At 72.9% G+C, this 25,739-nt stretch carries 25 protein-coding genes; 14 read left to right on the top strand and 11 right to left on the bottom strand.

The window, feature by feature from the left end:
• Positions 1 to 59: 59 nt before the first annotated feature.
• On the top strand, positions 60 to 2,222 hold the full coding sequence (locus FB388_RS30945) for a 3-hydroxyacyl-CoA dehydrogenase NAD-binding domain-containing protein (protein WP_142105729.1): 2,163 nt from the start codon (positions 60 to 62) through the stop codon (positions 2,220 to 2,222).
• A gap of 66 nt (positions 2,223 to 2,288) precedes the next feature.
• Here FB388_RS30945 and FB388_RS30940 read toward each other — a convergent pair whose 3' ends face one another.
• Positions 2,289 to 3,356: a carboxylate-amine ligase gene (locus tag FB388_RS30940; RefSeq protein WP_142105727.1), complete on the bottom strand. Its 1,068-nt coding sequence runs from the start codon at positions 3,354 to 3,356 to the stop codon at positions 2,289 to 2,291.
• Positions 3,357 to 3,416: 60 nt separating this feature from the next.
• Between FB388_RS30940 and FB388_RS30935 the strand changes: the two genes are divergently transcribed.
• Positions 3,417 to 4,034 (top strand): DedA family protein, encoded by a 618-nt coding sequence (locus FB388_RS30935; protein ID WP_246122543.1) that lies wholly within the window; start codon positions 3,417 to 3,419, stop codon positions 4,032 to 4,034.
• Between the two features lie 67 nt (positions 4,035 to 4,101).
• On the opposite strand, the gene FB388_RS30930 is transcribed toward FB388_RS30935, so the two are convergent.
• The 3 genes from FB388_RS30930 to FB388_RS30920 form a co-directional block, all read right to left on the bottom strand.
• Positions 4,102 to 4,776, bottom strand: a complete 675-nt coding sequence (locus FB388_RS30930) for a TIGR03943 family putative permease subunit (RefSeq protein WP_142105724.1) — start codon at positions 4,774 to 4,776, stop codon at positions 4,102 to 4,104.
• Entirely contained in the window at positions 4,773 to 5,714 is a 942-nt protein-coding gene (locus tag FB388_RS30925; RefSeq protein ID WP_142106422.1) for a permease, read from the bottom strand. Before FB388_RS30925 ends, FB388_RS30930 begins: the two co-directional genes overlap by 4 nt.
• Before the next feature lie 113 nt (positions 5,715 to 5,827).
• Complete coding sequence (locus FB388_RS30920; protein ID WP_142105722.1) at positions 5,828 to 6,619, bottom strand: alpha/beta fold hydrolase; 792 nt, start codon at positions 6,617 to 6,619, stop codon at positions 5,828 to 5,830.
• Between the two features lie 92 nt (positions 6,620 to 6,711).
• Between FB388_RS30920 and FB388_RS30915 the strand changes: the two genes are divergently transcribed.
• On the top strand, positions 6,712 to 8,040 hold the full coding sequence (locus FB388_RS30915) for an aminotransferase-like domain-containing protein (protein WP_142105720.1): 1,329 nt from the start codon (positions 6,712 to 6,714) through the stop codon (positions 8,038 to 8,040).
• Between the two features lie 10 nt (positions 8,041 to 8,050).
• Positions 8,051 to 9,337 (top strand): amidohydrolase family protein, encoded by a 1,287-nt coding sequence (locus FB388_RS30910; protein WP_142105718.1) that lies wholly within the window; start codon positions 8,051 to 8,053, stop codon positions 9,335 to 9,337.
• Positions 9,338 to 9,940: 603 nt separating this feature from the next.
• Here the strand turns inward: FB388_RS30910 and FB388_RS30905 are convergent.
• Together FB388_RS30905 and FB388_RS30900 are read right to left on the bottom strand one after the other, a co-directional pair.
• Positions 9,941 to 10,528 (bottom strand): pyridoxine/pyridoxamine 5'-phosphate oxidase, encoded by a 588-nt coding sequence (locus FB388_RS30905; protein ID WP_142105716.1) that lies wholly within the window; start codon positions 10,526 to 10,528, stop codon positions 9,941 to 9,943.
• Entirely contained in the window at positions 10,521 to 11,102 is a 582-nt protein-coding gene (locus FB388_RS30900) for a helix-turn-helix domain-containing protein (protein ID WP_246122541.1), read from the bottom strand. The genes FB388_RS30905 and FB388_RS30900 overlap by 8 nt, the downstream gene beginning before the upstream one ends.
• Positions 11,103 to 11,278: 176 nt before the next feature.
• On the opposite strand from FB388_RS30900, the gene FB388_RS30895 reads away from it, so the two are divergent.
• The 6 genes from FB388_RS30895 to FB388_RS30870 are packed head-to-tail and all read left to right on the top strand — an operon-like array spanning position 11,279 to position 17,442.
• Complete coding sequence (locus tag FB388_RS30895) at positions 11,279 to 12,541, top strand: amidohydrolase family protein (RefSeq protein WP_211362285.1); 1,263 nt, start codon at positions 11,279 to 11,281, stop codon at positions 12,539 to 12,541.
• Between the two features lie 5 nt (positions 12,542 to 12,546).
• Positions 12,547 to 13,299 (top strand): ABC transporter ATP-binding protein, encoded by a 753-nt coding sequence (locus FB388_RS30890; protein ID WP_246122539.1) that lies wholly within the window; start codon positions 12,547 to 12,549, stop codon positions 13,297 to 13,299.
• Positions 13,296 to 14,144, top strand: a complete 849-nt coding sequence (locus tag FB388_RS30885) for an ABC transporter permease (RefSeq protein WP_211362283.1) — start codon at positions 13,296 to 13,298, stop codon at positions 14,142 to 14,144. Before FB388_RS30890 ends, FB388_RS30885 begins: the two co-directional genes overlap by 4 nt.
• Before the next feature lie 15 nt (positions 14,145 to 14,159).
• Positions 14,160 to 15,332: a substrate-binding domain-containing protein gene (locus FB388_RS30880; RefSeq protein ID WP_142105712.1), complete on the top strand. Its 1,173-nt coding sequence runs from the start codon at positions 14,160 to 14,162 to the stop codon at positions 15,330 to 15,332.
• On the top strand, positions 15,329 to 16,666 hold the full coding sequence (locus tag FB388_RS30875; RefSeq protein ID WP_142105710.1) for an FAD-binding oxidoreductase: 1,338 nt from the start codon (positions 15,329 to 15,331) through the stop codon (positions 16,664 to 16,666). Before FB388_RS30880 ends, FB388_RS30875 begins: the two co-directional genes overlap by 4 nt.
• Positions 16,666 to 17,442, top strand: a complete 777-nt coding sequence (locus tag FB388_RS30870) for a creatininase family protein (RefSeq protein ID WP_142105708.1) — start codon at positions 16,666 to 16,668, stop codon at positions 17,440 to 17,442. The genes FB388_RS30875 and FB388_RS30870 overlap by 1 nt, the downstream gene beginning before the upstream one ends.
• An 8-nt stretch (positions 17,443 to 17,450) precedes the next feature.
• Here FB388_RS30870 and FB388_RS30865 read toward each other — a convergent pair whose 3' ends face one another.
• Positions 17,451 to 17,885 (bottom strand): hypothetical protein, encoded by a 435-nt coding sequence (locus FB388_RS30865; RefSeq protein ID WP_142105706.1) that lies wholly within the window; start codon positions 17,883 to 17,885, stop codon positions 17,451 to 17,453.
• A 438-nt stretch (positions 17,886 to 18,323) separates the two neighbouring features.
• Here FB388_RS30865 and FB388_RS30860 point away from each other — a divergent pair, with 438 nt between their 5' ends.
• Positions 18,324 to 19,121 (top strand): MBL fold metallo-hydrolase, encoded by a 798-nt coding sequence (locus tag FB388_RS30860; RefSeq protein WP_246122537.1) that lies wholly within the window; start codon positions 18,324 to 18,326, stop codon positions 19,119 to 19,121.
• Positions 19,122 to 19,220: 99 nt separating this feature from the next.
• Positions 19,221 to 19,823 (top strand): GNAT family N-acetyltransferase, encoded by a 603-nt coding sequence (locus tag FB388_RS30855; protein ID WP_142106417.1) that lies wholly within the window; start codon positions 19,221 to 19,223, stop codon positions 19,821 to 19,823.
• A gap of 45 nt (positions 19,824 to 19,868) precedes the next feature.
• Here the strand turns inward: FB388_RS30855 and FB388_RS30850 are convergent, their stop codons facing one another.
• A complete protein-coding gene (locus FB388_RS30850; protein ID WP_142105704.1) occupies positions 19,869 to 20,597 on the bottom strand; it encodes a DUF2382 domain-containing protein in 729 nt (242 codons plus the stop codon).
• 285 nt (positions 20,598 to 20,882) lie between these two features.
• On the opposite strand from FB388_RS30850, the gene FB388_RS30845 reads away from it, so the two are divergent.
• Positions 20,883 to 21,779 (top strand): DMT family transporter, encoded by an 897-nt coding sequence (locus FB388_RS30845; protein ID WP_142105702.1) that lies wholly within the window; start codon positions 20,883 to 20,885, stop codon positions 21,777 to 21,779.
• Here FB388_RS30845 and FB388_RS30840 read toward each other — a convergent pair.
• On the bottom strand, positions 21,745 to 23,046 hold the full coding sequence (locus FB388_RS30840; RefSeq protein ID WP_142105700.1) for an MFS transporter: 1,302 nt from the start codon (positions 23,044 to 23,046) through the stop codon (positions 21,745 to 21,747). The two genes, FB388_RS30845 and FB388_RS30840, sit on opposite strands and share 35 nt — an antisense overlap.
• A gap of 105 nt (positions 23,047 to 23,151) precedes the next feature.
• Here FB388_RS30840 and FB388_RS30835 point away from each other — a divergent pair, with 105 nt between their 5' ends.
• Positions 23,152 to 23,793, top strand: coding sequence for a class I SAM-dependent methyltransferase (locus tag FB388_RS30835; RefSeq protein WP_142105699.1), 642 nt, complete (start codon positions 23,152 to 23,154; stop codon positions 23,791 to 23,793).
• Between the two features lie 36 nt (positions 23,794 to 23,829).
• Here the strand turns inward: FB388_RS30835 and FB388_RS30830 are convergent, their stop codons facing one another.
• Both FB388_RS30830 and FB388_RS30825 read right to left on the bottom strand, forming a co-directional pair.
• Positions 23,830 to 24,507, bottom strand: coding sequence for a response regulator transcription factor (locus tag FB388_RS30830; protein WP_142105697.1), 678 nt, complete (start codon positions 24,505 to 24,507; stop codon positions 23,830 to 23,832).
• Entirely contained in the window at positions 24,504 to 25,655 is a 1,152-nt protein-coding gene (locus tag FB388_RS30825) for a sensor histidine kinase (RefSeq protein ID WP_142105695.1), read from the bottom strand. The genes FB388_RS30830 and FB388_RS30825 overlap by 4 nt, the downstream gene beginning before the upstream one ends.
• Positions 25,656 to 25,739 lie beyond the last annotated feature (84 nt).

The raw sequence follows: 25,739 nt of genomic DNA, 5'->3' as shown, positions 1-25,739 counted from the left end.
CGGCTGCGTGCTCTCACAGGCGGCTCCGCCGCCAACAGAACACGAAGGGAACTCGAACCGTGACCGAGCAGAAGGCCGTCCGCTGGGAGAAGGGCGAGGACGGGATCGTCGTCGTCACCCTCGACGACCCCGGCCGCAGCGCCAACACCATGAACGACCGCTACGTCGAGGCGATGGGCGAGTGCGTCGACGCGCTCGTTGCGGACCGGGAGAACATCACCGGCGTGATCGTCACGTCGGCGAAGAAGACGTTCTTCGCGGGTGGCGACCTCGACACCCTCAGCAAGGCGACGGCCGCGGACGCGGCGGCGGTGATGGAGAAGTCCATGACCGTGAAGAAGCAGCTGCGCAAGCTGGAGACCATCGGCAAGCCGGTCGTGGCCGCCATGAACGGCACCGCGCTCGGCGGCGGCCTCGAGATCGGGCTCGCCTGTCACCACCGGATCGGGCTCGACGCGAAGGGCGTGGTCTACGGGACGCCCGAGGTCACGCTCGGGCTGCTGCCCGGCGGCGGCGGGATCGTGCGCACGGTGCGGATGCTCGGCATCGCGAACGCCGTGATGAACGTGCTGGTGCAGGGCCAGCGGCACAAGCCGGCCAAGGCCGTGGAGGTCGGCATCGTCGACGAGCTGGCGGCCACTCACGAGGAGATGCTGGAGAAGGCGCGCGCCTGGATCGCCGCCAACCCCGAGGCGCGGCAGCCGTGGGACCAGCCCGGGTACAAGATCCCCGGCGGTACGCCGGCGACCCCGAAGCTCGCCTCGATCCTGCCGGCCTTCCCGGCCAACCTGCGCAAGCAGCTCAAGGGCGCCCCCATGCCCGCCCCGCGCAACATCCTCGCGGCGGCCGTCGAGAGCACGCAGGTCGACGTCGACACCGCGTTCCGCATCGAGGCCCGCTACTTCGCCGAGCTGGCCACCGGACAGACCTCGAAGAACATGACCAAGGCGTTCTTCTACGACCTCCAGGCCATCAACGGCGGCAAGTCCCGGCCGGACGGTCCGGAGAAGTGGCAGCCCAACAAGGTCGCGGTGCTCGGGGCCGGGATGATGGGCGCCGGCATCGCATACGTCTGCGCGCTCGCCGGCTGGGAGGTCGTGCTCAAGGACGTCTCGCTCGAGGCGGCTGAGAAGGGCAAGGCCTACTCCGAGGGGCTCGTCGCGAAGGGTGTCAAGCGCGGGAGGACCACCCTCGAGAAGGGGGAGGCGCTCCTGCAGCGCATCACGCCCACCGCCGACTACAACGACCTCGCAGGCTGCGACATGATCATCGAGGCGGTGTTCGAGTCGATGCAGCTCAAGCAGGAGGTCTTCCGCGAGGCGATGAAGGTCGTCGAGCCGGACGCCCTGCTCTGCTCCAACACCTCGACGCTGCCGATCACCGAGCTCGCCGCGAGCCTCGACCGCCAGGGCGACTTCATCGGCCTGCATTTCTTCTCGCCCGTCGACAAGATGCCGCTCGTCGAGATCATCCGCGGCGAGCGGACCTCGGACACGACCGTCGCCAAGGCGTTCGACGTCACGCTCGCGATCAAGAAGACCCCGATCGTCGTCAACGACAGCCGCGGGTTCTTCACCAGCCGGGTCATCGGCACCTTCCTCAACGAGGGCGTCGCGATGCTCGCCGAGGGCATCGACCCGCAGACGATCGAGCAGGCCTCGTCGCAGGCCGGCTACCCGGCTCCGGTCCTGCAGCTGATGGACGAGCTGACGCTCACGCTGCCGCAGAAGATCCGCAACGAGTCGAAGGCCGCCGTCGAGGCGGCGGGCGGCACCTGGCAGCCGCACCCGGCCGAGGCGATCATCGACCGGCTCGTCGCCGAGTTCGACCGCAAGGGCAAGAGCTCGGGCGCCGGTTTCTACGAGTACGCCGACGGCAGGCGCACGGGCCTGTGGCCCGGCCTGCGCACCGAGCTGGGCGCCACCAACCACGACGTCGACCTGCACGAGCTGTCCGAGCGCATGCTGTTCGTCGAGGCTATCGAGACGCAGAAGTGCTTCGACGAGGGCGTGCTCACCTCGGTGCCCGACGCCAACATCGGCTCCATCTTCGGCATCGGCTTCCCGGCGTGGACCGGCGGCGTGGTGCAGTACGTCGAGGGCTACCCCGGTGGCGTGGCCGGCTTCGTGGCGAGGGCCGACGAGCTGGCGGGCAGGTACGGCAAGCGCTTCGAGGTGCCGGAGAGCCTCCGCGCCCGGGCGGCGGCGACGACGGCGGCGTAGCCGGTCGGAGTGTCAGCATGGCCACCTTCACGACCGCAGGCGTCATGAAGGTGGCCATGCTGACGGCTAGTCCACCGCGTCCCGGACGACCTCCGCCAGGTCGCCCGTGCGGGTCATGATCTCGCGTTGGCGCTGCGCACCCGTGCCCCTGCGCAGCACGGCGCCGAGCAAGTCGCGCACCAGGTGGAGGTCGCCGGACTCCTCCAGCGCCGGGGTCACGTGCGCGACCAGCCCCTCCAGCACCTCGGCCGCGGGAGCGGGGCGCCACGTGCGCGGGTCCAGCAGCTCGCCGTCCAGGCCCGAGCGGCTCGCCCGCCACGCCGCGAGCCGCAGTACCTCGGTGCGCACGGGGTCGGGCGCCGAGCCGCGCTCGGCGGCGTCGGCCGCGGTCTGCACGAGCGCCCTGACGAGCCCGGCCCCGAGCACGGCGTCGTCGGGCTCACGGCAGACGTCGGCCACCCGCACCTCGACGGTCGGGAGCCGCCGCGACAGCCGCGCGTCGAGGTAGATCATCCCCTCGTCGATGAGCGTGTCGGTGCCGAGCGCGGTGTCGACGAACTCCCGGTACGCCGCGATCGACCCGAAGGGCGCGTACGGGCCCGCCGACGGCCAGCGCTGCCAGGCCTGCCCGCGGAAGCTCTGGTACCCGGAATCCTCCCCGTTCCAGAACGGGGAGTTGACCGACAGCGCGTGCAGCGGCGCGAGCCACGGCCGGATCCGGTCGAGGACGGCGACGCCCTCCTCCGGTGAGTCGACCGCGACGTGGACGTGGCACCCGCAGGTGAGCCCCTCTGCGACGGTGAGCCCGAACCGGCGGGCCATCTCCGCGTACCGGCGCGACGGCATGATCGTCGGCTCGACCGCGAGCGGCGAGGTCGCGAGCGGGACGAGCGCTACGCCGACGTCGGCTGCGGCCTCCGAGGCGGCCAACCGCGCCGAGCGGATCTGCTCCGACAGCTCGTCGAGGGTGTGACAGGGCTTGGTGGCGGTCTCCACCTGCTCCTGCTGCAGCTCCGCGGTGAGCTCACCGTCCTCGGACGCGGCGAGCACCGCCTGCCCCACCGCCCTCGGCCGCCCCGTCTCCGGGTCGACCAGCAGGAACTCTTCTTCGACGCCCAGCGTCCGTACGGTCACGCGGAGAAAAGTACCCACTGTTCCGCGCGTCGGTATCGCCCGTTTCGGGCACCCATGTGCGTGGCCGACTGGGTGTTCTCGATCGTCGACCGGCTGGGGGCAGCGGGGGTGGGGCTGCTCATCCTGCTCGAAAACGTCGTCCCACCGATTCCGTCAGAGGTGATCCTCCCGCTCGCCGGGTTCCGGGCCCGCTCCGGCGCCCTGAACGTCCTCGCCGTCTGGCCCGCCGCCACGGCCGGGTCGGTGCTCGGTGCGCTGCTGCTCTACGGCCTGGGGACGTGGTTGGGCTACGAGCGGTTGCACCGGCTCGCCGGCCACCGCTGGTTCGTGTTCGTGAGCCAGAAGGACCTCGACCGGGGTGAGCGGGTCTTCGAGCGGCACGGGGGCAAGGTCGTGCTGCTCGGCCGATGCGTCCCGTTCCTGCGCAGCGTGGTGTCGATCCCGGCCGGGATCGCCGGCATGCCGCTGTCGCGGTTCCTCGTGCTCACCACGATCGGCAGCGGGGTCTGGAACGCGGCCTTCATCGCTTTGGGCTGGGCGCTGGGGAACAACTGGGACCAGGTGGAGCGGTACCTCGGCCCCATCAGCTACGTGGTGCTCGGGCTGCTCGCGGTGGGGCTGGTCGTCCTGATCGTGCGCCGCGTCCGCTCGCGATCGGACTCGGTTCCCCACGGGTGACCGGCGTACCCGCGAAGCGCCATCTTCCGGCGCCGACGAGATCGGGCCGGATCCGGGAGTCGCAGGGTCAGTACTCGTAGGGATCCGGTGGCGGCGGGATCGTCCGGGCCTCGCTGACGGTCAGTGCGGGGACGTGGCCGTTGGTCGCCGTCGCGCTACCGGCCTGCAGGACGCCCCGCACCTGGAGCCAGGTGTCGGCGGCGTGGTCGCCGACGTCGCCGACCAGCCGCACGCGGACCGGGCGGGCGTCGGCCGCGCAGCAGGCGATCGTCAGCCGGGCCAACTCGGTGGCCGCGCCGCGGCGCAGCACGAACCCGGTGAGCGCGACCTCGCGCCCGTCGAGGGAGCCGCTGGTGTCCCACACCGCGCGCTGCACGAACTCGGCCACCGAGAGCTCGGCCGGCAGCGGCCCGAACACGTCGGACTCCTGCACCACCGCGTTGCCCGCACCCGCCCGGCTCACGGCGTCGGCGCCCAGCGCGGGCGGGACGACCAGCGCGATCACGAGGACGGGCGCGAGCAGCAGCCAGGGCCCGTGCCCGTGGCCGTGCTCGTGCTCGGGCGGCCCGGCGCGGTCGCGCACCAGACCGACGAGCGCGAGCGCCACGATCACGGCGCCCGCGGCGAGCAGCAGCCAGCGGTGGGACGGGCGGACGTAGCGCAGGTAGGTGTCGTCGGCGGCGATCCGCAGCAGCGCGCCGCCGAGCAGCACGAGCAGGACGTGCTGGGTGTCGCGCCTCACAGCAGCACCAGCCCGGAGCCGACCGCGCAGAGCACCGCGACCGTGAACGTCAGCGGCGCGAAGCGGGCGGCGAACGCCCGTCCGAACGTGCCCGCCTGCAGCGCGATCAGCTTGACGTCGACCGCCGGGCCGACGACGAGGAACACGAGCCGGGGCAGCAGCGGGAGCGTCGTGAGCGACGCGGCCACGAACGCGTCGGCCTCGCTGCACAGGGCGAGCACCACCGCCAGCAGGGCCATGACCAGCACGGCGAGCACGAGCTGCCCGGCGAGCGCCTCGGTCCAGGCGGGTGGCACGAGCACCGAAAGCGCCGCCGCCGCGGCCGCGCCGACCACGAGGAACCCGCCCGCGGATACGAGGTCGTGGCGCGCGGTCTCGGCGAGCACGGCCCAGCGCCCGCCGTCCGACGGGGGAGGTACGGCCCGGCGGACGATCCACTCGGCCTTGCCGAACCGCTGCCACAGCCAGCCGGTGACGCACGCGGTGGCGAGTGCTCCCACGGCCCTGGCGAGCACCATCCGCGGCTCGCCGGGGAACGCGACCGCGGTGGCCACCAGCACCACCGGGTTGACCGCGGGGGCGGCGAGCAGGAACGTCAGCGCCGCGGCGTCCGGTACGCCCTGGCCGATCAGCCGCCGCGCCACCGGCACCGACGCGCACTCGCAGCCCGGCAGCACGAGGCCGGCGGAAGCGGCCACCGGCACGGCCGCGCCCGTGCGCGCGGGCAGCACCCGGCGCAGCACCGACGGCGAGACGAACGCCGCGATCGCGCCGGACAGCAGCACTCCGAGCACGAGGAACGGCAGCGCCTGCACGCAGACGGCCACGAACACCGTGGCCGCGGTCTGCAGCACGGGCACCGAGAGCGCGTCGACGAGCAGTGGCCGGCCTGCGATCGCGACCAGCAGGACCGCGCAGAACACGTGCATCGACGTCATGCGGGAGCCGACGGCAGCGGTCACGGGTGGGGATGCTGCCAGCGCGGGTGGTCACCCCGGGCCGGAACGGGGAAAGATCCCGACCATCGGGTGCTCGGAGCAAAGAGCTCGGATCAATCTCCGGGCACGCGGTCCAGGAGGCGCTGCAGGGCGGCGTTGAACGCGTCCGGGCCCTCCAGGTTGGGCATGTGCGCCGCGCCGTCCACGACCACCAGCTCCGCGCCCGGCACGCCGTCGGCGATCACCCGCGCGTCCGCGACCGGGGTGAAGGAGTCCTCGCCGCCGACGACCACGACCGTCGGCACCGCGACGGCAGCGAGGTCGGCCCGCCGGTCGGGGCGGTCGGCGCGGGCGCGCTGGGCAGCCGCTGCGCCTGCGGGGTCCGTGGAGCGCATCATCGCGAGGACGTGCCGGGCCACCTCGGCCGGGGCGTCCGGCGAGACCATCAGGTAGAGGTTCTCGACCGCGTACGGGTCCATTCCGTCGTGCGACAGGCGCTGTGCCTGCGCGATCCGCGCTGCACGGGAGCTCGCGGTCTCGCCTGCCGCTGTCGTGTCGGCGATCAGCAGCCCGGCAACGCGGCCCGGCTGCCGGGCCCAGAGCTCGAGCGCGATCTGCCCGCCCATCGACAGTCCCACCACCACGGCGCGGGGCACGCGCAAGCCGTCCAGGAGCGCGGCGAGGTCGTCGACGAACGCCGACCACTCGGGCACCGCACCGCCGCTGGCCCCGTAGCCGCGCAGGTCGGGCACGATCACCCGCCGGTCGGCGCCGAAGTGGCGCAGCTGCGGCTCCCACATCGAGCGGTCGAACGGGTGCCCGTGCACCAGGAGCAGCGGCGTGCCGCGGTCGGGTCCCACGTCCTCGTACGCGAGAACGGTCCGTTCCAGTGCGATGGTGCGCATCCCTGCTCCTCCCGGTTTGACCGTTCCGAGTCTGATCGGTACAAAGCAGCAGAGCAATACCGCTGCGTCGCGACAATGAACTCGGAGCAATAGTGGACGACTACCGGGCGCTGGCCGACGTCGTCGCCGCCGACATCGCGGGCGGGCGGCTCCGTGCGGGCGACCGGCTCCCCACCCAGCGGCGGTTCGCCCGCGACCGCGGCATCGCGGTGTCCACGGCGTCGCGCGTCTACGCGGAGCTCTCCAGCCGCGGGCTGGTGACGGGCGAGGTGGGCCGCGGCACGTTCGTCCGGGCGGCGCCCCCGCAACCCGGCCCCGCTCTCGCCGAGCACCGGCCGGGCGCGATCGACCTCCAGATGAACTTCCCGATCCTCGACGGTCAGGAGGCGCTGCTCGCGCCCGCGCTGTCGGGCTTGCTGCGCGCCGACGGGCTGCGGGCCGGCCTGTCGCCGGCCAGCGCCGCGGGCACGGACGCGGCCCGGCGGGCGGCCGCGGCGATGCTGGCCTGCGAGGGCTGGGCTCCACAGCCGGAGCAGGTGCTGTTCGCCGGCAACGGGCGGCAGGCCATCGCGGCGGCGATCGGCGCGCTCGTGCCGGTCGGCGGGCGGCTCGGCGTCGAGACGCTCACCTACCCCGTCATGCGCACGATCGCCGCGCGGCTCGGCGTCGAGGTCGTGCCGCTCCCGGTGGATGACGAGGGAGTGCAGCCCGGCGCGGTGCGCGCCGCGGGGCGCCTCGACGCGGTGTTCCTGCAGCCGACCATGCACAACCCGCTCGGCGTCACCATGCCCGTGCCGCGGAGGCGGGAGCTGGCCGAGGTGCTCGCCGAGCTCGACGTCCCGGCCATCGAGGACCGCATCTACTCGTTCCTCCGCGACGACCCGCCGCCGCTCGCGGCGTTCGCGCCGGAGCACACCGTCGTGGTGGACAGCCTGTCCAAGCGGGTCGCCCCGGGCTGCACCCTCGGGTTCCTCGTGCCGCCGACGGCCCGCCACCAGCGGGTGCGCGCGGCGATCCGCTCGGGCGGATGGCTCGCCCAGAGCCTCGCCGTGGAGGCCGCCACGCGGTGGATGGCCGACGGGGTCGTGGCGGAGATCCAGAGCGCGAAGCGGGTCGATGCGGCCCAGCGCCAGGCGCTCGTGGCCGAGCGGCTGGCGGGGTTCACCGTGCGCGCCGACCCGGCGGCCTACCACTGCTGGTGGGAGCTGCCGTCGCCGTGGCGGGCGGAGACGTTCGTCGCGGCCGCCGCGCGGCGCGGGATCGCGGTGACGCCGGCCGCCTCGTACGCCGCGGGCGCCGGGCACGCGCCGAGCGCCGTCCGGCTGGCGCTGGCCACACCGCCGCTCGACACGCTCGCCGCCGCGCTCGACGTCCTCGCCGGGCTGGGCCGGGGTGCGCCCGGCGACGACGGCACCGAGTAGAACTTCGCCCGTGTTGATCGTGCGGGGCGCCGAGCTGGTCTGGACGGGGAGCGCCGAGCTGCCGGGCGGTGAGATCGCCTGCGGGCCGGACGGGCGGGTGGCGGCAGGCCCCGTCGAGGGCGAGGTGCTCGACGCGTCGGGGTGCGTGGTCACGCCCGGCCTCGTGAACGCCCACCACCACCTGCTACAGACCGCGTTCCGGACGCTGCCCGGTACCCGCGGCGTCCCCATGCGCGACTGGCTGCCGCGCATGGCCGCCGCATATGCCGCGGTGGGTGTGGACGACGAGCTGGCGCACGCCGCTGCTGCGGCCGGGCTCGCCGAGGCGCTCCTGTGCGGGGTGACGACGGTGGCCGACCACCACCTCACCTGGCCCGCGGGCGACGGGGTGGGGATCGCCCGCGCCGTCGTCGCGGCCGCAGGAGAGCTGGGCGCGCGGCTGGTGTTCGTCCGCGGCAGCGCGCGCGACGACCCGCAGGCGGCGGCCGCCTCCGCGGACGCGATCGCGGCGGCGCTCGGCGGCGACCCGACCGGGATGGTGCAGGTCGCCGTCGGACCGGCAGGCGTGCACAGCGACGGCAGGGAGACCTTCGAGCTGCTCGGCGAGGTCGCGCGCCGCCAAGGCCTCCGGCGACGGACGCAGGCGAACGAGCAGGTCGACGTCGAGGTCGCGGCCCAGCGCTACGGCCGCCGCCCCCTCGACCTCCTCGACGAGTGGGGCTGGCTCGCCCCGGACGTCACGATCGCGCACCTGTGCGACGTCAGCGGCGACGAGATCGCCAGGGCCGCGGCGGCGGGCGTGAGCGCGACGCACGCCCCCGGTTGCGACGTGCCCATGGGGTGGGGGGTGGCCCCGATGGCCGCGCTGTCCGACGCTGGCGTCCCGGTCGGGCTCGGGACCAGCGGCGGCGGCAGCAACGACGCAGGCCATCTCCTCGCCGACGCCCGCCTCGCCATGCAGGTGGCCCCCCTCTCCGGCCGCCCGGTGAGCGCCCGCGAGGTGCTCACCTGGGCGACCGCCGGCTCCGCCACCGGGCTGGGGCGCCCCGAGCTGGGTCGCCTGGACCCTGGCTGCACCGCCGACCTGGCCTGCTGGGACGTCACCGGCGTCGCCGACGCGGGCGTCGCCGACCCGCTCGCCGGGCTCTTGTGGGCCGCGCCGGGCCGACGACCGAGGCACGTCGTGGTCGGTGGGCGGGTCGTCGTGCGGGACGGAGAGCTGGTGGGGCGGCCGGAGCGGGAGGTGGCGGGGGCGCTCCGGACCCTCCTGGCCGGCCGCCGGGCTCCCGGTGCGTGAGTTGCATCCCGGTCGCTACTTCGACGATGTTTGCGCCCGCCAGTTCGGCCGTCGAGGCCGGTGTCGGGGTGATCTTGCTGTCGCGCACCTGGTTTGGGCTCGCGCACCCCCTGTCGGTCCACACAATCGGTCGACGGGCAGTGTGGGCCGGGAACGGGTGCGTGAACCTTGCGGATCAGCCCCGAGCAGTACCTGACGGCTTCGCCGGCGACGCTGGTGTGCTCCTCGCGCCGATCAGCCTGGCCGCGACCTCGGTCCCGCCCATGATCGGTGTTTCGGCGCGTTCCCGGCTGGATTTCGCCGTTTTCGCGCCCAGACCTCGATCATGGTGGTGAGGCCGCCTTCGGTGGCGCCGCGCGCCGAAGGGGCTGGCCGTGGGCCTGCCCGCGAAGCGGGCCATCAGGGGCCGTAGAGGCTCGCGGGTCAAGGGTCGCGCAGCGATCGCGGCAGCGACGCGGAGCGCCCTTGAGGCGTGAGGGGCGGCCCCGCACGATGCGCGGCGCCACCGAAGGCCCGGTGGGGCTGGGCCTGATGGTGCGCGGCGCCTCCGATGGCCTGGTGGGGTCGGCCTGCGCCACTGAAAGTCCGCCGGCCGCTCACGCCTCAGGGCAGGACGGGGAAATGCCGCCACCCCTCCGGGTCCCGCACGAAGCGGGTCTTCCTCGAGGGGGAGTCGTCGGTCCCTGCCTGCCAGAAGTCGACGCGCTCGGGTACGAGCAGGATCGTCGTCCAGCTCGGCGGCGCCTCGTGGGAAGCCGGGTCGGCGGCCGCCGCGGCGAACGCCTCCTCGACCGCACCGGGCGGCACGGCGTGGTCCGGCGGCCGTACCTGCGGGAGGAGGGCGTGGTAGGCCCACGCGATGAGCTGTAGCCGGCGGGCCTGGGTGCGGAAGCCTTCGCGTGACGTCTCGGCGTCGAGCTCGGTGGCGGTCCCGTCGAGGACGACCTGCCGCGCGAGCTCGGGCCAGTGGAAGACGCCCGACGCGCGCGGGTTGGCGGCGAGGTCGCGGGTCTTGGTGGTCGGGGTTGAGGAGTGGAAGCGCACGCCGGTGTCGATCCCCGTGACGAGGACGGTTCGCGCGTGCGGTGTGCCGTCGGCGGCGGCCGTGGCGAACGTCATCGTGTGGTGCGTGCCCTCGGTGAACCAGCGGGCCAGTACGGCGAGCGGGTCGCCGGCGAGTTCCTCAGGCATCAGCCGCCCCCGAGTGCACCAGCACCACGACGCACGTCTGTGGGCCGACCTGCCGGAACCGGTGATCCACCTGGCCGGGGTAGGTGATCGAGTCCCTGGCGTGCAGCGTGCTGAAACGGCTGGTGCCGTCCTCGCGCAGCTCCACCTCGACGGTGCCACTGGCCACGTAGAGCAGCTCCGTGCGCTCGTGGCGGAAGAACTCGCCGAACTCCTGCGGGGAACCGACGAACTCCGTCACGTCGGCGCCGCCTGGGTCGTGCAGCAGCAGCCGGGCCCCGCCCACCCCGCTCTCGACGAGCGCAGCGTCGTTCCCGCGCACGGCCTCGCCGGGTGGCGGGCCGGCGGCCTGGCCCAGGAGCGCCTGCTGGGTGGTACCGAGCGCGGTGGCGATCCGGAACAGTGATCGCATGGACGGACGGGTGCGCCCGAGCTCCAGCTGGGACAGGAACGGCTGGGAGAGCCCGGCCTGCGCCGCCACCTGCGCGAGGGTCATCCCGCGGTCGTGGCGCGTGGCGCGGATGGCGCGGCCCAGCCGGGTGTCCGCCGCACGTTCGGCACCGCTCGCGTTCGGCACGGATTTCACACGGCCGCGCGAGCGTGGCAACGTCGCTGCAACATGGGCTCCCTAGCGTCGGTCAGTGTTGACTCCATCAATAAAGTGCAGGTAGATGCCGGGTCAAGGAGGAAGTCATCGACGAGGTACGGATCCGCCCGATCGGGGCACCGGACGGGCCGGCGCAGCTGTCCGGCGTGCAGCTGCGCTCCCTGCGCGGCGTCCGGCTGCTCGACGGCACGGTGGTCGACCTGCACGTCGTGGACGGCCGGGTCAGCCAGGAACCGGCGGGGGTGGGCGACCCTGGCGTGGACCTCGACGCCGCCGGCTGGCGGGTTCTGCCCTCCGCGGTCGAGCCGCACGCACACCTGGACAAGGCGCTCACGGCGTCGCGGCTCGACCCGGATGCCGGCAACGACCTCGTCTCGGCGATCGCGCAGTGGCGGGCGCTCCTGCCCGTCATCGACGCCGTCGACATCGCCGAGCGGGCGCTCCACGCCGTGCGCCGCTACGTGGCGCGCGGGATCACCGCGATCCGCACCCACGTGGACGTCCCGCCCAGTGGCGACCCGCTGCGCGCCGTCGACGCCCTGATCGGCGTGCGCGAGCAGCTGCGCGGCCGGGTCACGCTGCAGGTCTGCCTGCTCGCCGGGGCCGACGTCCCGGACGCCGTGGTGGCCGACGCGGCCGCACGCGGCGTCGACGTGATCGGCGGCTGCCCGCACATCGCTCCCGACCCGCACCGCGAGACCACCCGCATGCTCGATCTCGCCGAGCGGCTCGGCCTGCCGGTCGACCTGCACGCCGACGAGCAGACCGGCGTCGGCCTGCCTGACTCCGGGCTGGACATCGTCGACCTCGCCGAGCAGGTGCTCGCCCGCGGGCTGCAGCAGCGGGTCACGGCGAGCCACTGCGTGCGCCTCGGGATGCTGCCGCCCGACCGCTTGGCGCCCGTGCTGGAGCTCGCCGCCCGGGCCGGCATCGGCATCGTCACGCTGCCGATCACGAACCTCTACCTGCAGGGCCGCGACGCCACGCACGCCGTGCCGCGCGGGATCGCGGCCGTGCGGCAGATCCTCGACGCCGGCATCCCGCTCGCCGCAGGCGCCGACAACCTGCGCGACCCGTTCAACCCGGCGGGCCGCGCCGACCCGTTCGAGACCACATCGCTGCTGATGACGGCCGCGCACCTGCGCCCGGTGGAGGCGCTCGCCGCCGTCACCACCGGCGCGCGCACCGTGCTCGGGCTGCCGGCGGCCGGCACCGCGCCCGGCGCGGCCGCCGACCTCGTGCTCGTGCCCGACGTCGACCTGGGCGATGTGCTCGCGGGCGCGGTCGACGCGCGCGTCGTGGTGTCCGGTGGACGCGTCGTGGCCGACACCCGCGTGGCCCGCGCGCTCGACCTGCCCACCGGGGCCGTGCCCGGTCCCGACCTGCATCCACTCACCGAGGTGAGGTGACGAGCGTGACCACCGACACCGCCGAGCGCACGCGCACCCTGGCGCTCGAGGGGGTGACGAAGCGGTTCCCGACCGGCACCGTCGCGCTCACCGGCGTGAGCCTGTCCACCGGCGCGGGCGAGTTCGTCACGGTCGTCGGGCCGTCCGGCTGCGGCAAGTCCACGCTGCTGCGGCTCGCGTCCGGGCTGGAGACCGCAACGAGCGGCACGATCGAGGTGTCGGCCCGCGCCGTCAGCTACGTGTTCCAGGACGCCACGCTCCTGGAGTGGCGCAGCGCCATGCGCAACGTCGAGCTGGTCGGGGAGCTGCGCGGTGTGCCCCGCGACGAACGGCGCGAGCGCGCCCGCGCCGCGCTCGACCTCGTGGGCCTCACCGGGTTCGAGGCCCAGCACCCGCGGCAGCTGTCGGGCGGAATGCGGATGCGCGTGTCGCTGGCGAGGGCGCTCGTCGCCGAGCCAGATCTCGCACTCTTCGACGAGCCGTTCGGCGCGCTCGACGAGATCACCCGCCTCCAGATGCAGACGGAGCTGCAGCGGATCTTCCGGCAGGAGCGGTTCGCGGGCCTGTTCATCACGCACTCGGTGTCGGAGGCGGTGTACCTGTCCACGCGCGTGCTCGTGATGAGCGGGCGGCCGGGCCGGATCGTGGCGGAGGTCCAGATCCCGTGGGACTACCCGCGGCCGCCCGAGCTGCGGTACTCGGCCGAGTTCGGCGAGATCACCGGCCGGGTCTCCACGGCGCTGGGGGAGCACTCGTGACGACCGTCGAGGGCCGCGTGGAGGTGCCCGCCCCCGAGGCGGCGCCGTCGCGCTCCGCCGCGAGTACGGCCATGCGCCGCTCCGCCCCGATCGTCGGCGCGCTGGCCGGCTTCCTGGCGGTCTGGTACGCGGTCACCTACCTGCTGCTGCCGGCCAGGCAGCGGTTCCTGCTGCCACCCCCGCACGAGGTGTACGGCGGGGCGCTCTCCAACCCCCAGCTGATGGGCCCCATGCTGGAGGCGCTGGGCCGCACGTTCGCGGTGGCGCTCGTGGGGCTCGTGATCGCGGTCGTGTTCGGCATCTCCTACGCCGTGGTGATGTCGCAGTGGTCGTGGGCGGAGAAGATCCTCTACCCGTATGCGGTGATCCTGCAGACGATCCCGATCCTCGCGCTGGTGCCGCTGATCGGCATCTGGCTCGGGTACGCGTTCCCGGCCCGGGTGGCGGTCTGCGTGATCATCGCCCTGTTCCCGATGATCGCCAACACGCTGTTCGGGCTCCAGTCCGCCAGTGCCGCCGCTCATGACCTGTTCACGCTGAACAAGGCCACGCGGTGGCAGCGGCTGACGAAGCTGCAGTTCCCCGCGGCCGTGCCATCGATATTCACGGGGCTGCGCAACGCCGCCGGCCTCTCGGTGATCGGCGCGATCGTCGGCGACTACTTCTTCCAGCAGGGCGCGCCCGGCATCGGGGGCCTGCTGCGCGTCTACACCCAGCGCCTGCAGATGGAGGCGCTGCTCACCGCCGTCACGCTCACCGCGCTCTTCGGCGTCGTGATCTTCACCGTCTTCGCCGTGCTCGACCGGGCCGTCGTCGGTCGCTGGTACGGGCGAGTCGCCCGCTGACCCCTGGAGCTCCCCATGACCAGACCCGCCTCGCTCGCCGCGGCTGCTGTCGTCGCCGCGCTCGCCCTCTCCGCGTGCGGTGGCGGCGCGACCGACCCCGGCGCCGCCCCGGCCCCGGCCGTCCCTGCCGCGGAGGCCGGCGGGCCGCTCGACCTCACCGGCGTCTGCCCGGCGAAGGTGGTGCTGCAGCAGGACTGGCAGCCCGAGGCCGAGCACGGCTCGATGTACGCGCTCGTCGGCTCCGACCACACGATCGACTCGGGCGCCAAGTCGGTCAGCGGCTCGCTCGTCGCGCAGGGCATGGACACCGGCGTGGACGTCGAGGTGCGGCCCGGCGGCCCCAACGTCGGCTTCCAGCCGGTGCCGGCGCTCATGCACCTCGACGACACGATCGTGCTCGGGGCCGTCACCACCGACGCCGCGATCTCCGGTGCGGCCGAGCAGCCCACCGTGGCGGTGGCCTCGCAGATGACCGTGAGCCCGCAGATCCTGATGTGGGACCCGGCAAGCCACCAGGGGGCCACCACGATCCGCCAGGTCGCCGCCCAGGGTGTGCCGGTGGTGACGTCGGGCGACATCATCCCGGCCCTGCTGGAGAGCCAGGGAATCATGCAGAAGTCGCAGTCGGACACCAGCTACGAGGGCACGCCCGCGCGGTTCGTGTCCGACCCGACGATCCTGCAACAGGGCTTCGCGACGGCCGAGCCGTACGTCTACCAGAACGAGATCGCGGAGTGGGGCCGGCCGGTGGGCTTCGAGCCGCTCGCGAAGTACGGCTTCTCCGTCTACCCGGAGGCACTGGCCGTGCGCGCGGACAAGCTCGAGCAGCTGCGCCCGTGCCTGCAGAAGCTGGTGCCGATCATGCAGCGGTCCCAGCTCGACTACCTGAAGAACCCCGCTCCGACCAACCGGCTGATCGTGGAGCTCGTCGAGGCCTACCAGACCGGGTGGAGCTACTCGGCAGGTGTCGCGGACTTCTCGGCGAAGGCGCAGGTCGAGCAGGGCTTCGTGACGAACGACCCGGCGTCGGGGGTGTTCGGGCAGTTCGACCCGGCGCGCATGCAGCAGATCGTGTCCACGTTCGGTCCGATCCTGCAGGCCCAGGGCACGATCTCCACGGTGCCCGACCCGTCCAGCCTCTACACCAACGAGTTCATCGACCCGAGCATCAAGATGGAGGGCCCGTGAACGTCGCGGAGCGCACCGCGGCGGCCGTCGCCGAGATCGAGCGTCTCGACGCAGGCACCGTCTCCACCGACCCGGCACTGATCCTGAAGGTCTCCTCGGACTGGTCGCGCATGTCGCCCGTGCTGCAGGAGAAGGTGCCGCCGGGGCGCTACCTCGCCGACGCGGTCGTGCGGCCGACGCGGCCCGAGCACGTCCCGGAGCTGCTGCGGGTGGCCTTCGAGCACGAGGTGCCGGTCACGCCGCGCGGTGCAGGCACGGGCAACTACGGGCAGGCCACCCCGTTCGACGGCGGCATCCTGCTCGACCTGCGCGGCCTCGACGCGATCACGGTGAACCCGGGCGGCACGATCACCGCGGGCGCGGGCGCCCGGCTCACCGCCATCGACCGCGTCGGGCGCGCCGCCGGGCGCGACATCTGGATGTACCCGTCCACGAAGAGCTCCACGATCGGTGGGTTCATCGGCGGCGGCAGCGCGGGCACCGGCACGATCGAGCACCGGACCACGAGCGACGGCTTCGTCGTCTCGGCGCTGGTCGCGCCGATGGACGGCAGCGGCACGATGCGCCGGGTCACCGGCGACGAGCTCACGCCCTACATCCACACCTACGGCGTCACCGGCATCCTGGTCGACGTCGAGATCCGGACCGACCCCGCACGCGACTGGGTGGCGGTCTACGGGAGCTTCGGCTCGTACGCCGACCTCGTCGCCGTGCACCGCTCGCTGCTGGACCTCCCGCAGCTGCCGCGGCTGGCTTCGGCCGACGAACCCGCGCTGGTGCCGACGCTGACGGCGCCGATGGACCTCGACCCCACCCGCTACAGCCTCCGGGTGATCGCCGAGGCGTCCACGGCGGACGAGGTGGCCGCGCGGATGGCCGCGGGCGGCGAGCACGTCGCAACGCTCACCGACTACACCGAGACCGACCGGCTCTCGGGCATGTCGTACAACCACCCGGTCTGGTTCTTCCAGCGCGGCAACCCGGACCGCTCGTACTTCCACATGGAGTCGGGCGGCACGCCGCTGTGGGACGAGCCCGACGCCGTGCGCGAGGTGTACGCCGGGCCCGTGCACCTGCACCTCGAGCTGTTCTGCCACGGGCCGGGCGCCATGATCGTGGCCGGGTACCAGGGGGAGGAGGCCGTGCTCGCCGGCATCCCGAAGCTGGAGGCGCTCGGGGTGGGGATCCACTCCCCACACCAGTGGTACGTGGACCGCAGCGTCGAGCTGGCCACCGAGACCGCGCGCGTGACCGACCCGAAGGGGCTGCTCAACCCGGGCAAGCTCACGGCTGCGCCACCGGTGGACTCCCGCGTGAACATCGGGGTGCGCTGATGGTGCCGCGGTTCGTCGACCTGACGGCGCCCCGGATCGCGGCGCTGCCGCCGCACACCGTCGCGGTGCTCCCGCTCGGTGCGATCGAGCAGCACGGCCCGCACCTGCCGGTCTCCACCGACTACGTTGCGGCGACCGAAGCCGCCGAGGCCGCGGTCCGGGCCGTCGCGGAAGCCGGCAGCGCGCCCGTCGTGCTGCTGCCCGGGCTCGCGTACACGAAGTCGGACGAGCACCACTGGGCGGCCGGCACGATCTGGCTGTCCTGGGACACCCTGATGCGAACGCTCGTGGACATCGGCCGGTCGCTCGCCACGTCGGGCATCACGCGGCTGCTGTTCGTCAACGGGCACGGCGGCAACTCGGCGCTGGGGCAGGTGGCCTGCCGGGAGATCCGGATCAAGTTCGGGCTCCGCACGTTCTTCGCGCACCTGTCGGTGCCCGCCGACCAGGGCGGGCGGACGTCGGCCGAGAACGAGCACGGCATGGGTGTGCACGGCGGCCACGGCGAGACGTCGCTGATGCTGCACCTGCGCCCCGAGCTGGTGCACATGGAACACGCCCGGCGCCGCGTTCCGGAGGGGCTGCTCGACTACGAGCACATCGGGTTCGGCAAGCCGGTGTCGTTCGGCTGGACGAGCGCCGACTTCGGCCCAGACGGCCACATCGGCGACCCCACCGGCGCCACCGCGGAGCACGGGAAGGCGATCTTCGAGGCGGCGGTCGGCCGGCTCGCCGAGGTGATCGTGGAGGCCCACCGCTTCACGACACCGGCCTGATGGTCCGGTCAGCCCTCTTCTCGGCACGAGATGCAGGTGATCCTGAAGCTCAACGCGATGCCACCGATGTTCGGGTTGCGGCTGCCCTTGCGCACGGTCGCGACGCGGGTCCCGTCGCATTTGGTGCCGGCGTAGAGGTACCCTTCCAATCGTGAGTCGCGATTGTCGTACGACGTCACCGGCTGATTGAGGAAGGTTTGATAGACGCAGCCGTTGGCACTCGAATCGGCGAGGTTGAACTTGATGCCCCGGTAGTTCGTGTGGCTGTACATGGCCATGCATTGCCCGCCGCCGCAGGGAACCATCGGCTCCACCTCGGCTTGGCCTTGTGGCCCGGCCGCTGCTGCGGTACCGGTCATCAACCCCGTGAAGAGTACGACCGATGACGCCAAGGTCGCCAACGTCCGTCGTACGGCCGACCTGTCTGCGATCGAGAACACCACGTTGCTCCCACTTCCACCTCGGCGAGTGCGACGTCGGTCCCGACGCAGCCACTAATTTCTGCCTTTTGCGGCCTTGACCTTTTACAAGATCAATGCGAGAGCGGACTGTATTTCACGCGGTCATCGGTGGTCGAGCAGGAATGTGGCCAAGAATCGACGTGATCTTGCCAATCCGAAGTGTCGAAGCCTCGTCACTCCTCGTGTCCGGGGCCGGCTGCGGTTGCGCCGCGCCCCTGATCCGTCCCAGGATCGCGCCGCGGTCGCCGAGGTCTGCGTGCTCACCGGTGATGCGAGCGGCGACTCGCGCGAGAGGCGGCCGGGTCCCGACCTCCTCCCGAGCGGCGGTCGGCAGGCTCGCCGAGGCGATCGTGGAGGAGGCCCATCACTTCACCACCCCGGCCTGATGCCGACTCAGCCCGGAGAGGGGACGATCACGCGGTGCTGACACGACAGGAATGTGCAGCGACGGTGCTGGGCGGGCCGACGACGGTGCTCGACCTCGGTGGCCTTCGCATCGTTGTCGACCCGACCTTCGACGCCCCGGGTCCCCACGGTTATCTGACCAAGACCGCCGGGCCCGCCGTCGATGAGGAGGCGCTCGGACCGGTCGACGTGGTACTGGTCAGCCACGCCGCCCACCCCGACAACCTCGACGACCGCGGCCGGGCGTTCGCCGTCGCCGCACCGTTGGTGCTCACGTGCCCGTCCGCCGCGACCGAGCTGGGCCAACGGGCCATCGGACTGCGCCCGTGGACCTCGCACACGGTGAGCGCAGGCGACCGGGGGGACGTCACGATCACGGCCGTACCCGCGGTCCACGGCCCGGAAGACGCGCCCCGCGACGAGAACGGCAACGTCAACTGCGAGGTGACCGGGTTCCTCGTCTCCGGCCCCGAACTGCCCACGGTCTACGTGAGCGGCGACAACGCTTCGATCCGGGTCGTCGCCGAGGTGGCGCGCAGATACCCGCGCATCGATGCAGCCGTGCTCTTCGCCGGCGCGGCCCGCGTGGCGGCGAAGTTCGGTGGGCGTCCGCTCACCCTGGATGCGGTACGCGCTGCCGCTGCCGCGGCGATCCTGAACACGCCGATCGTCGTGCCCGCCCACTACGACGGGTGGGCCCACTTCTCCGAGACCGGGACGGACATCGCGGAGGCCTTCGAGCAGGCGGGCTACTCGTCGGTTCTACGGCTCGTCGACCACGGCAGCTGGGTTCGGCTGACCGGCTCGAGCTGATGAGAAGACTCGGCTGCTCGTGCCTCGTCGAGGGTCTGGGCCTCGACGGTGTCGTCAGCCGACCCGTGGTTGTGGGCGGGCTACCGTTGCGCAGTGCCCATGATCCGTCCTTACCGGCCAGAGGATCGCGCCGCGGTCGCCGAGATCTGCGTGCTCACCGGTGATGCGGGGGGCGACTCCCGCGAGAGGTGGCCCGACCCCGACCTGCTGCCGAGCATCTTCGCGCTGCCCTACGTCGATCACGAGCCGGAGCTGGCGTTCGTGCTGGACGACGGCGGCCGCGCGGTCGGGTACGTGCTCGGGACGGCCGACACGCAAGCGTTCGTGAAGTGGTTCCGCGAGGAGTGGCTGCCCCCGCTCGTCGAGCGCTACCCGCTGCCGGAGCAGCAGACCACCCAGCACGACTGGCTGGTCGGCCTGCTGCACAACCCGGAGCGGATGCAGGTGGACGAGGTGGCCGACCACCCCGCCCACCTGCACATCGATCTGCTGCCGGCGTACCAGGGCGCAGGCCACGGCAGGGGTCTGATGACGGCGTTCCTGCGCGCTCTCGGCGAGCAGGGCGTCCCCCGGGTGCACCTGCAGATGGACCCGCACAACACGAAGGCACGGGCCTTCTACGACCGGTTGGGCTTCCACGAGATCGCCGTGGCTGGCTTCCCGGACGGCGCCTTCCTCGGGAGGGACACCATCGCGCCGTGACGGCGCTGCCCCGCCCGCGGGGTGCGGGCGGGGCAGCGGGACGGATCACCTGCGGTCGTGGCCGTCCTCGTCGAGCTCGATCTCCTCGTGGCGGACGTCGCGGCCCACCTGCTCGGTGTCGCGCTTGGTCTCGGTGGTCAGCCGCACGCGCTCGGTCGGCACCGTCTCGGTGTGCACCACCGGGCGTTCCTCGTGCAGCGTCACCTCGTGCTCGGACTCGGAGATCTCCGGACCGGAGTACGCGTCGTCCCGGTTGGCACCGGTGATCGGCTCGCGCTCGACGCGCAGCTCCTCGCGCGCGACGGGCACGCTGACCTGCTGGTGCTCGGTCACCACCCGTTTGCGCAGGCGGGCGCGTCCGGTCTCGTGGGTCTCGGTGCCGACGCGCAGCCGCTCCTCGGAGCGGGTCATCGCGTCGCCGTCGTGCGTGCGGCCGTCGCCGTCGCGCCCTCTGCCGTCGTAGGCCATGCCGTAGTGGCGGAACAGGTCCTCCTCGTCCTGCGGGCTCAGTTCGTGGCCTGGGTCGTGGTGCGGCGCCGAGCGGAGCGCGTCCTTGTCGTACGGCACGCGCAGCTCGCGGCCGTCGAAAGCGGCGCGCTGCAGCGGCACGATCGACACGTGCGTGCCGAAGAGCCCGCTGCGCACCGACACCCATTCCGGGCTGTCGGTCTCGCGGTCGTAGTAGACCGCCTCCACGCTCCCGAGCTTGCCGCCGTCGTCGCTCCGGACCTGAGTGCCCTCTAGCCGGGCCGGGTCGTCGATGGTGATCGCCATGATCGTTCCTCCCTGTTTCTCGGCGGGACGGTTCCGGTTTCGGCGCGATGGGACGGGCGGAAACGGTCGCCCGCCGAGGCGCACCGGACGTGTGATCGAGGGCGGGGGCAGCCGTCGCGCCCCGTGAGATCGGGTCACCGGGTAGGGCGGTATCGACGGCCGGGTCGCGGGAAGTCGACGCTCTCCGCGAACGGCGGTGGTCTTGGCTCTTATCCGCAGGCGCCCGCGGGCCGTACCGTGCTCCGCGGCAGCTTGTGGGGGGGGTTCGATCGGAGGTGCCGGCCGGTGAGCGGTCGCGGGTGGGTGCTGTTCGGCTTGATGGGTGTCCTGTGGGGGATCCCGTACCTGATGATCAAGATCGCGGTGGAGGGCGTCTCCGTACCGGTGCTGGTGTTCGCGCGGACGGCGGTCGGGGCCGCTGTCCTCCTGCCGCTGGCGTTCCGCGCGGGCCGGCCGACGTGGCTGCGGGAGCGCTGGCGACCGCTCCTCGCGTTCGCGGTGATCGAGATCATGGTGCCGTGGGGCCTGCTGTCCGACGCCGAGCGGCACATCACCAGCTCGATGACCGGGCTGTTGATCGCGGCCTCGCCGATCCTCGCGGTGCTGATCGGCCGGCTCGCCGGCGACACGGAGCGGCTCGGCGCCACGCGGCTGGCCGGGCTCGGCGTGGGCATCGCGGGCGTCCTCGTGCTCGCGGGCCCCGCGCTGGGCGAGGGCAGCCCGTGGGCGATCGTCGAGGTGCTGCTGGTCGCGGTCTGCTACGCGACGGCGCCGCTCATCGCCGCGCGGCGGCTGTCCGACGTGCCCGCTCTCCCGATGACGGCCGTGTGCCTCGGGGGCGCGGCGCTCGTCTACGCCGCGCCCGCCGCGCTCACCTGGCCGCAGACCCTGCCCGACGGCCGGGTGCTCGCCGCCCTCGCCGGCCTCGCCGTCATCTGCACGGCGCTCGCGTTCATCGTGTTCTTCGCGCTCATCCGCGAGGTCGGGCCGTCACGGGCGCTCGTGTTCACGTACGTGAACCCGGCCGTGGCCGTCACCGCGGGTGTCCTGGTGCTCGGCGAGCCGCTCACCGCGTCGATCGTGGTGGCGTTCGCGCTGATCCTCGCCGGCTCCGTGCTGGCCACGGCGTCGCGGGACCGCAAGACCGTCACCGCGCCGGTCGCGTCTCCCGAATGCCGATGACGGCGACCAAGCTGATCAGCGCGACGACCACCATGTAGGCCGACACCGACAGCGAGGTGCCCGTCGAGCTCTGCAGCCAGACGGCGATCAGTGGTGCGAAACCGCCACCGAGCACCGCGCCGACGGCGTAGGAGAACGAGGCGCCGCTGTAGCGGAACCGCGCCTCGAACATCTCGGCGAAGAGCGCCGACTGCGGGCCGTACGAGGCGCCGAGCCCGATCGTCAGGACGATCACGGCGAGGATCATCAGGGCAGGCGAAGTCGTGTCGATCAGCAGGAAGAACGGCACCGGCCACACGACGAGCAGCACCGACCCGACCAGGTACACCGGCTTGCGCCCGACCCGGTCCGACCACCGGGCCGCCACCACGATGCTGATCAGCCACGACACACTGCCGATGATCACGACCACCAGCATCGTGGTGCGGTCGACCTTCAGGACCGATGTCCCGTAGGAGAGCAGGTAGGCGAGGAAGACGTAGCCGATCGCGGTGTTGGCGATGAAGCTGACCGATGCCACCAGCAGCTCGCGGGGCCGTTCCCGCACCACGTCGATCATCGGGACCTTGGCCCGGACGTTCTCGGCGCGCAACGCCGCGAACACCGGGCTCTCCTCGACGCGCAGGCGGATGAACAGCCCGACGCCGACGAGCACGATGCTGAACAGGAACGGCAGCCGCCAGCCCCAGCTCGCGAACTGCTCGTCGCTGAGCGTTCCGACCGCGACGAACACCAGCTGGGCGAGGATCAGCCCGGCGGGCACCCCGATCTGCGAGTACGAGCCGTACTTGCCCCGCTGCCCCTCGGGAGCGTGCTCGACCGCCATCAGCGCGGCACCGCCCCACTCGCCGCCCGCGGACAGGCCCTGCAGCAGCCGCAGCACCACCAGCAGCACCGGGGCGAGCAGGCCGATCTGGTCGTAGGTGGGCAGCAGGCCGACCCCGACCGTCGCGAAGCCCATCAGCAGCAGCGACGCGATGAGCATCGCCTTGCGGCCCACGCGATCCCCGAAGTGACCCCAGAGGACACCGCCGACGGGGCGGGCGAGGAACCCGACGCCGAGCGTCGCGAACGACGCCAGCGTGCCCGTCGCGGGATCGAACCTGGGGAAGAACTGGGAGGCGAACACCAGCGCGGCCGCGGTGGAGTAGATGAAGTAGTCGTACCACTCGATCGTCGTGCCGACCGCGCTCGCGAGCGCGACCCGGCGCAGCTGGTCGGGTCGGGAGCCCGCCTCCGCGGCAGCGACCTTCGACTCGGGATCCACCGCGCCACCTCCTCGTGTGCTGCGAACACGATCTAGTGCCCGGCCGCGGTCGTCAACCGTCCCGGTGGTTGCCGGCCCGCCGGCGCCTGCGCGACGATCGGGACCATGAGCGACCTCGAGCAGCTCCTCGCCGAGCAGGTCGCCTACTACCGTGCTGTCGCGCCCGAGTACGAGAGCGGCGCACTGCCGTTCGACGGCGGCGACGAGCTGAGGGCGGCGCTCGACGCCTTCCGGCCGACCGGCCGCGTTCTCGAGCTCGCGTGTGGCCCCGGCGTCTGGACCGGGCAGCTCCTCCGCCACGCCACTGACGTCTCGGCCGTCGATGCGTCACCCGAGATGCTCGCGATCGCAGCGGCGCGCCACGGCGAACGCGTGCGGTTCGTCCGGGCGAACATCTTCGACTGGGAGCCGGACCACCGCTACGACGTGGTCTTCTTCGGCTTCTGGCTCTCGCACGTGCCGCTGGAGCGGTTCGCGTCGTTCTGGTCGAAGATCGGGGAGTGCCTGGAACCGGGTGGGCGGGTGTTCTTCGTCGACGACGCGTACCGCACGCCCGAGGAGCTCATCGAAGGCGAGTCGTCCTCGACGATCCTCCGGCGCTTGACCGACGGGTCCGCTCACCGAGCCGTGAAGGTGCCCCACCGGGCGGACGAGCTCGAGGAGCGGCTGACCCGGATGGGGTGGCGGGTGCAGGTCCGGCCCACGACGGCCGGACCGTTCTACTGGGGAGCGGGAAGTCCGGCCTGAGGCCGGTCGCCCAGCAGCCGTGACGGCGTCGGGGTGCTAGCCGGTCCAGCCGGGACGCACCAGCCCGCTCTCGTAGGCGAGCACCACCACCTGCGCGCGGTCGCGGGCCGCCAGCTTGATCATGGCCCGGCTGACGTGCGTCTTCGCCGTCGCCGGGCTCACGACGAGCCGCTCGGCGATCTCGTCGTTCGACAGGCCTGCGGCCACCAGGGCCACGACCTCGCGCTCGCGGTCGGTGAGCTGGTCGAGCAGCGCGGTGATCTGCTTCGCGGGCTGCGGCGGCTTCGCCCGTGCGGCGAACTCCTCGATCAGCCGCCGCGTGACGCCGGGGGAGAGCAGCGCGTCGCCGCCGTGCACCACGCGGATCGCGTGCACGAGCTCCACCGGCTCGATGTCCTTCACCAGGAAGCCGCTCGCGCCGTTGCGGATGGCGTCGAAGACGTACGCGTCCTCGGCGAACGTGGTGAGCACGATGACCTTGACGCCCGCGAGCCGCGGGTCGGCCACGATGTCCTTGGTGGCGTCCAGGCCGTTGCGGCCTGGCATGCGGATGTCCATCAGCACGACGTCCGGCTTGGTGTCGCGCGCCATGGTGACGGCGGCGGCGCCGTCCTCGGCCTCGCCGACGACCTCGATGTCCGGCTGGACGGAGAGCAGCGCGCGGAACCCGGCGCGCACGAGCGCCTGGTCGTCCACCAGCAGCACGCCGATCACGAGCGGTCTCCCGCCGTGAGCAGGTGCGCCTCCACGCGGAACCCGCCGCCGGGACGCGGTCCCGCCGTGAGCGTGCCACCGAGGGCGGCCGCGCGCTCACGCATCCCCGGGAGCCCGTCACCGCCGTCGGTCTTCCCCGCCGGGCCGGTGCCGTCGTCGTCGATCCGCATCGTGATCCCGTCCTCGGTGTAGGTGAGCAGCACCGACGCCCGCGCGGGGCCGGCGTGCTTGCGGGTGTTGGTGAGCGCCTCCTGGATGATCCGGTACGCCGCCGTGTCGACGCTCGGCGGCAGCTCGCGCGGCTCGCCGCCGACCTCGACGGTGACCGGCAGCCCGGCCGCACGGGTGGCCTCCACGAGCTCGTCCAGCCGGGCGAGACCGGTCACCGGGTGCTGCGGTGGCTCCTCGTCCACGCCGCGCAGCACGCCGAGCGTCGAGCGCATCTCGCGCAGGAGGTCGCGGCTGGACTGCTTGATGGCGGTGAGCGCGGAGCGGGCCTGCTCCGGGTCGTCGTCCATCAGGTAGAGCGCGACCCCGGCCTGCACGTTGATGAGCGAGATGTGGTGGCCGAGCACGTCGTGCAGGTCGCGCGCGATGCGCAGCCGTTCCTCGCTCCCCTGGCGCCGCCGGGCCTCGTCCGCCGCGGCCTTGGCCTGCTCGCGCCGCTCCCGCCGGGCCCGCCACAGCTCCACGGCCGCCACGTACGCGGCGATCCACGCGAGCCACGCCGACGCCCCCGCCAGCGGGAACCCGAGGTCGGGGTAGCGCAGCACGTGCACTGCGAGCACCCCGGCGAACGTCACGGCCGCGAGCGCGTACCCCGCGCGCCGATACCCCTGCCCGACCGTGGTGCCGAGCGCCACGAACGTCGCGAGCGGCACCGGCCCGAACGGGTAGCCGGCCGCGAGGTAGGCCAGCAGCGCGCCCGCGACGCCTGCGAGCACCACGGGTGGGTTCCACCGGCGCGCGACGAGCGCCGCGGGCCCGGCGAGCAGCAGGATCCCGCCCAGCGGGTCGAGCAGGCGGAGCCCGGTGCCGAACCGTTGGGCGAACCCGGTGCCGACGACGGTGAACACGGCGACGGCGACCGGCACAACCACGGTGGGCACGACCCCCGCCCACCAGCTCGGACGCTCGCCGGTTCGCATGAGGGCGACGGTATCCGGCGCGCGGGCGCGGCGACTCCGTCGGCGGGAGTGCCTTGCCCTACCGCCCTCAGGGTACGAGCCCGA

The organism is Pseudonocardia cypriaca (assembly GCF_006717045.1).
GTDB lineage: Bacteria > Actinomycetota > Actinomycetes > Mycobacteriales > Pseudonocardiaceae > Pseudonocardia > Pseudonocardia cypriaca.
This window is presented reverse-complemented; position numbering and strand designations above follow the sequence as displayed.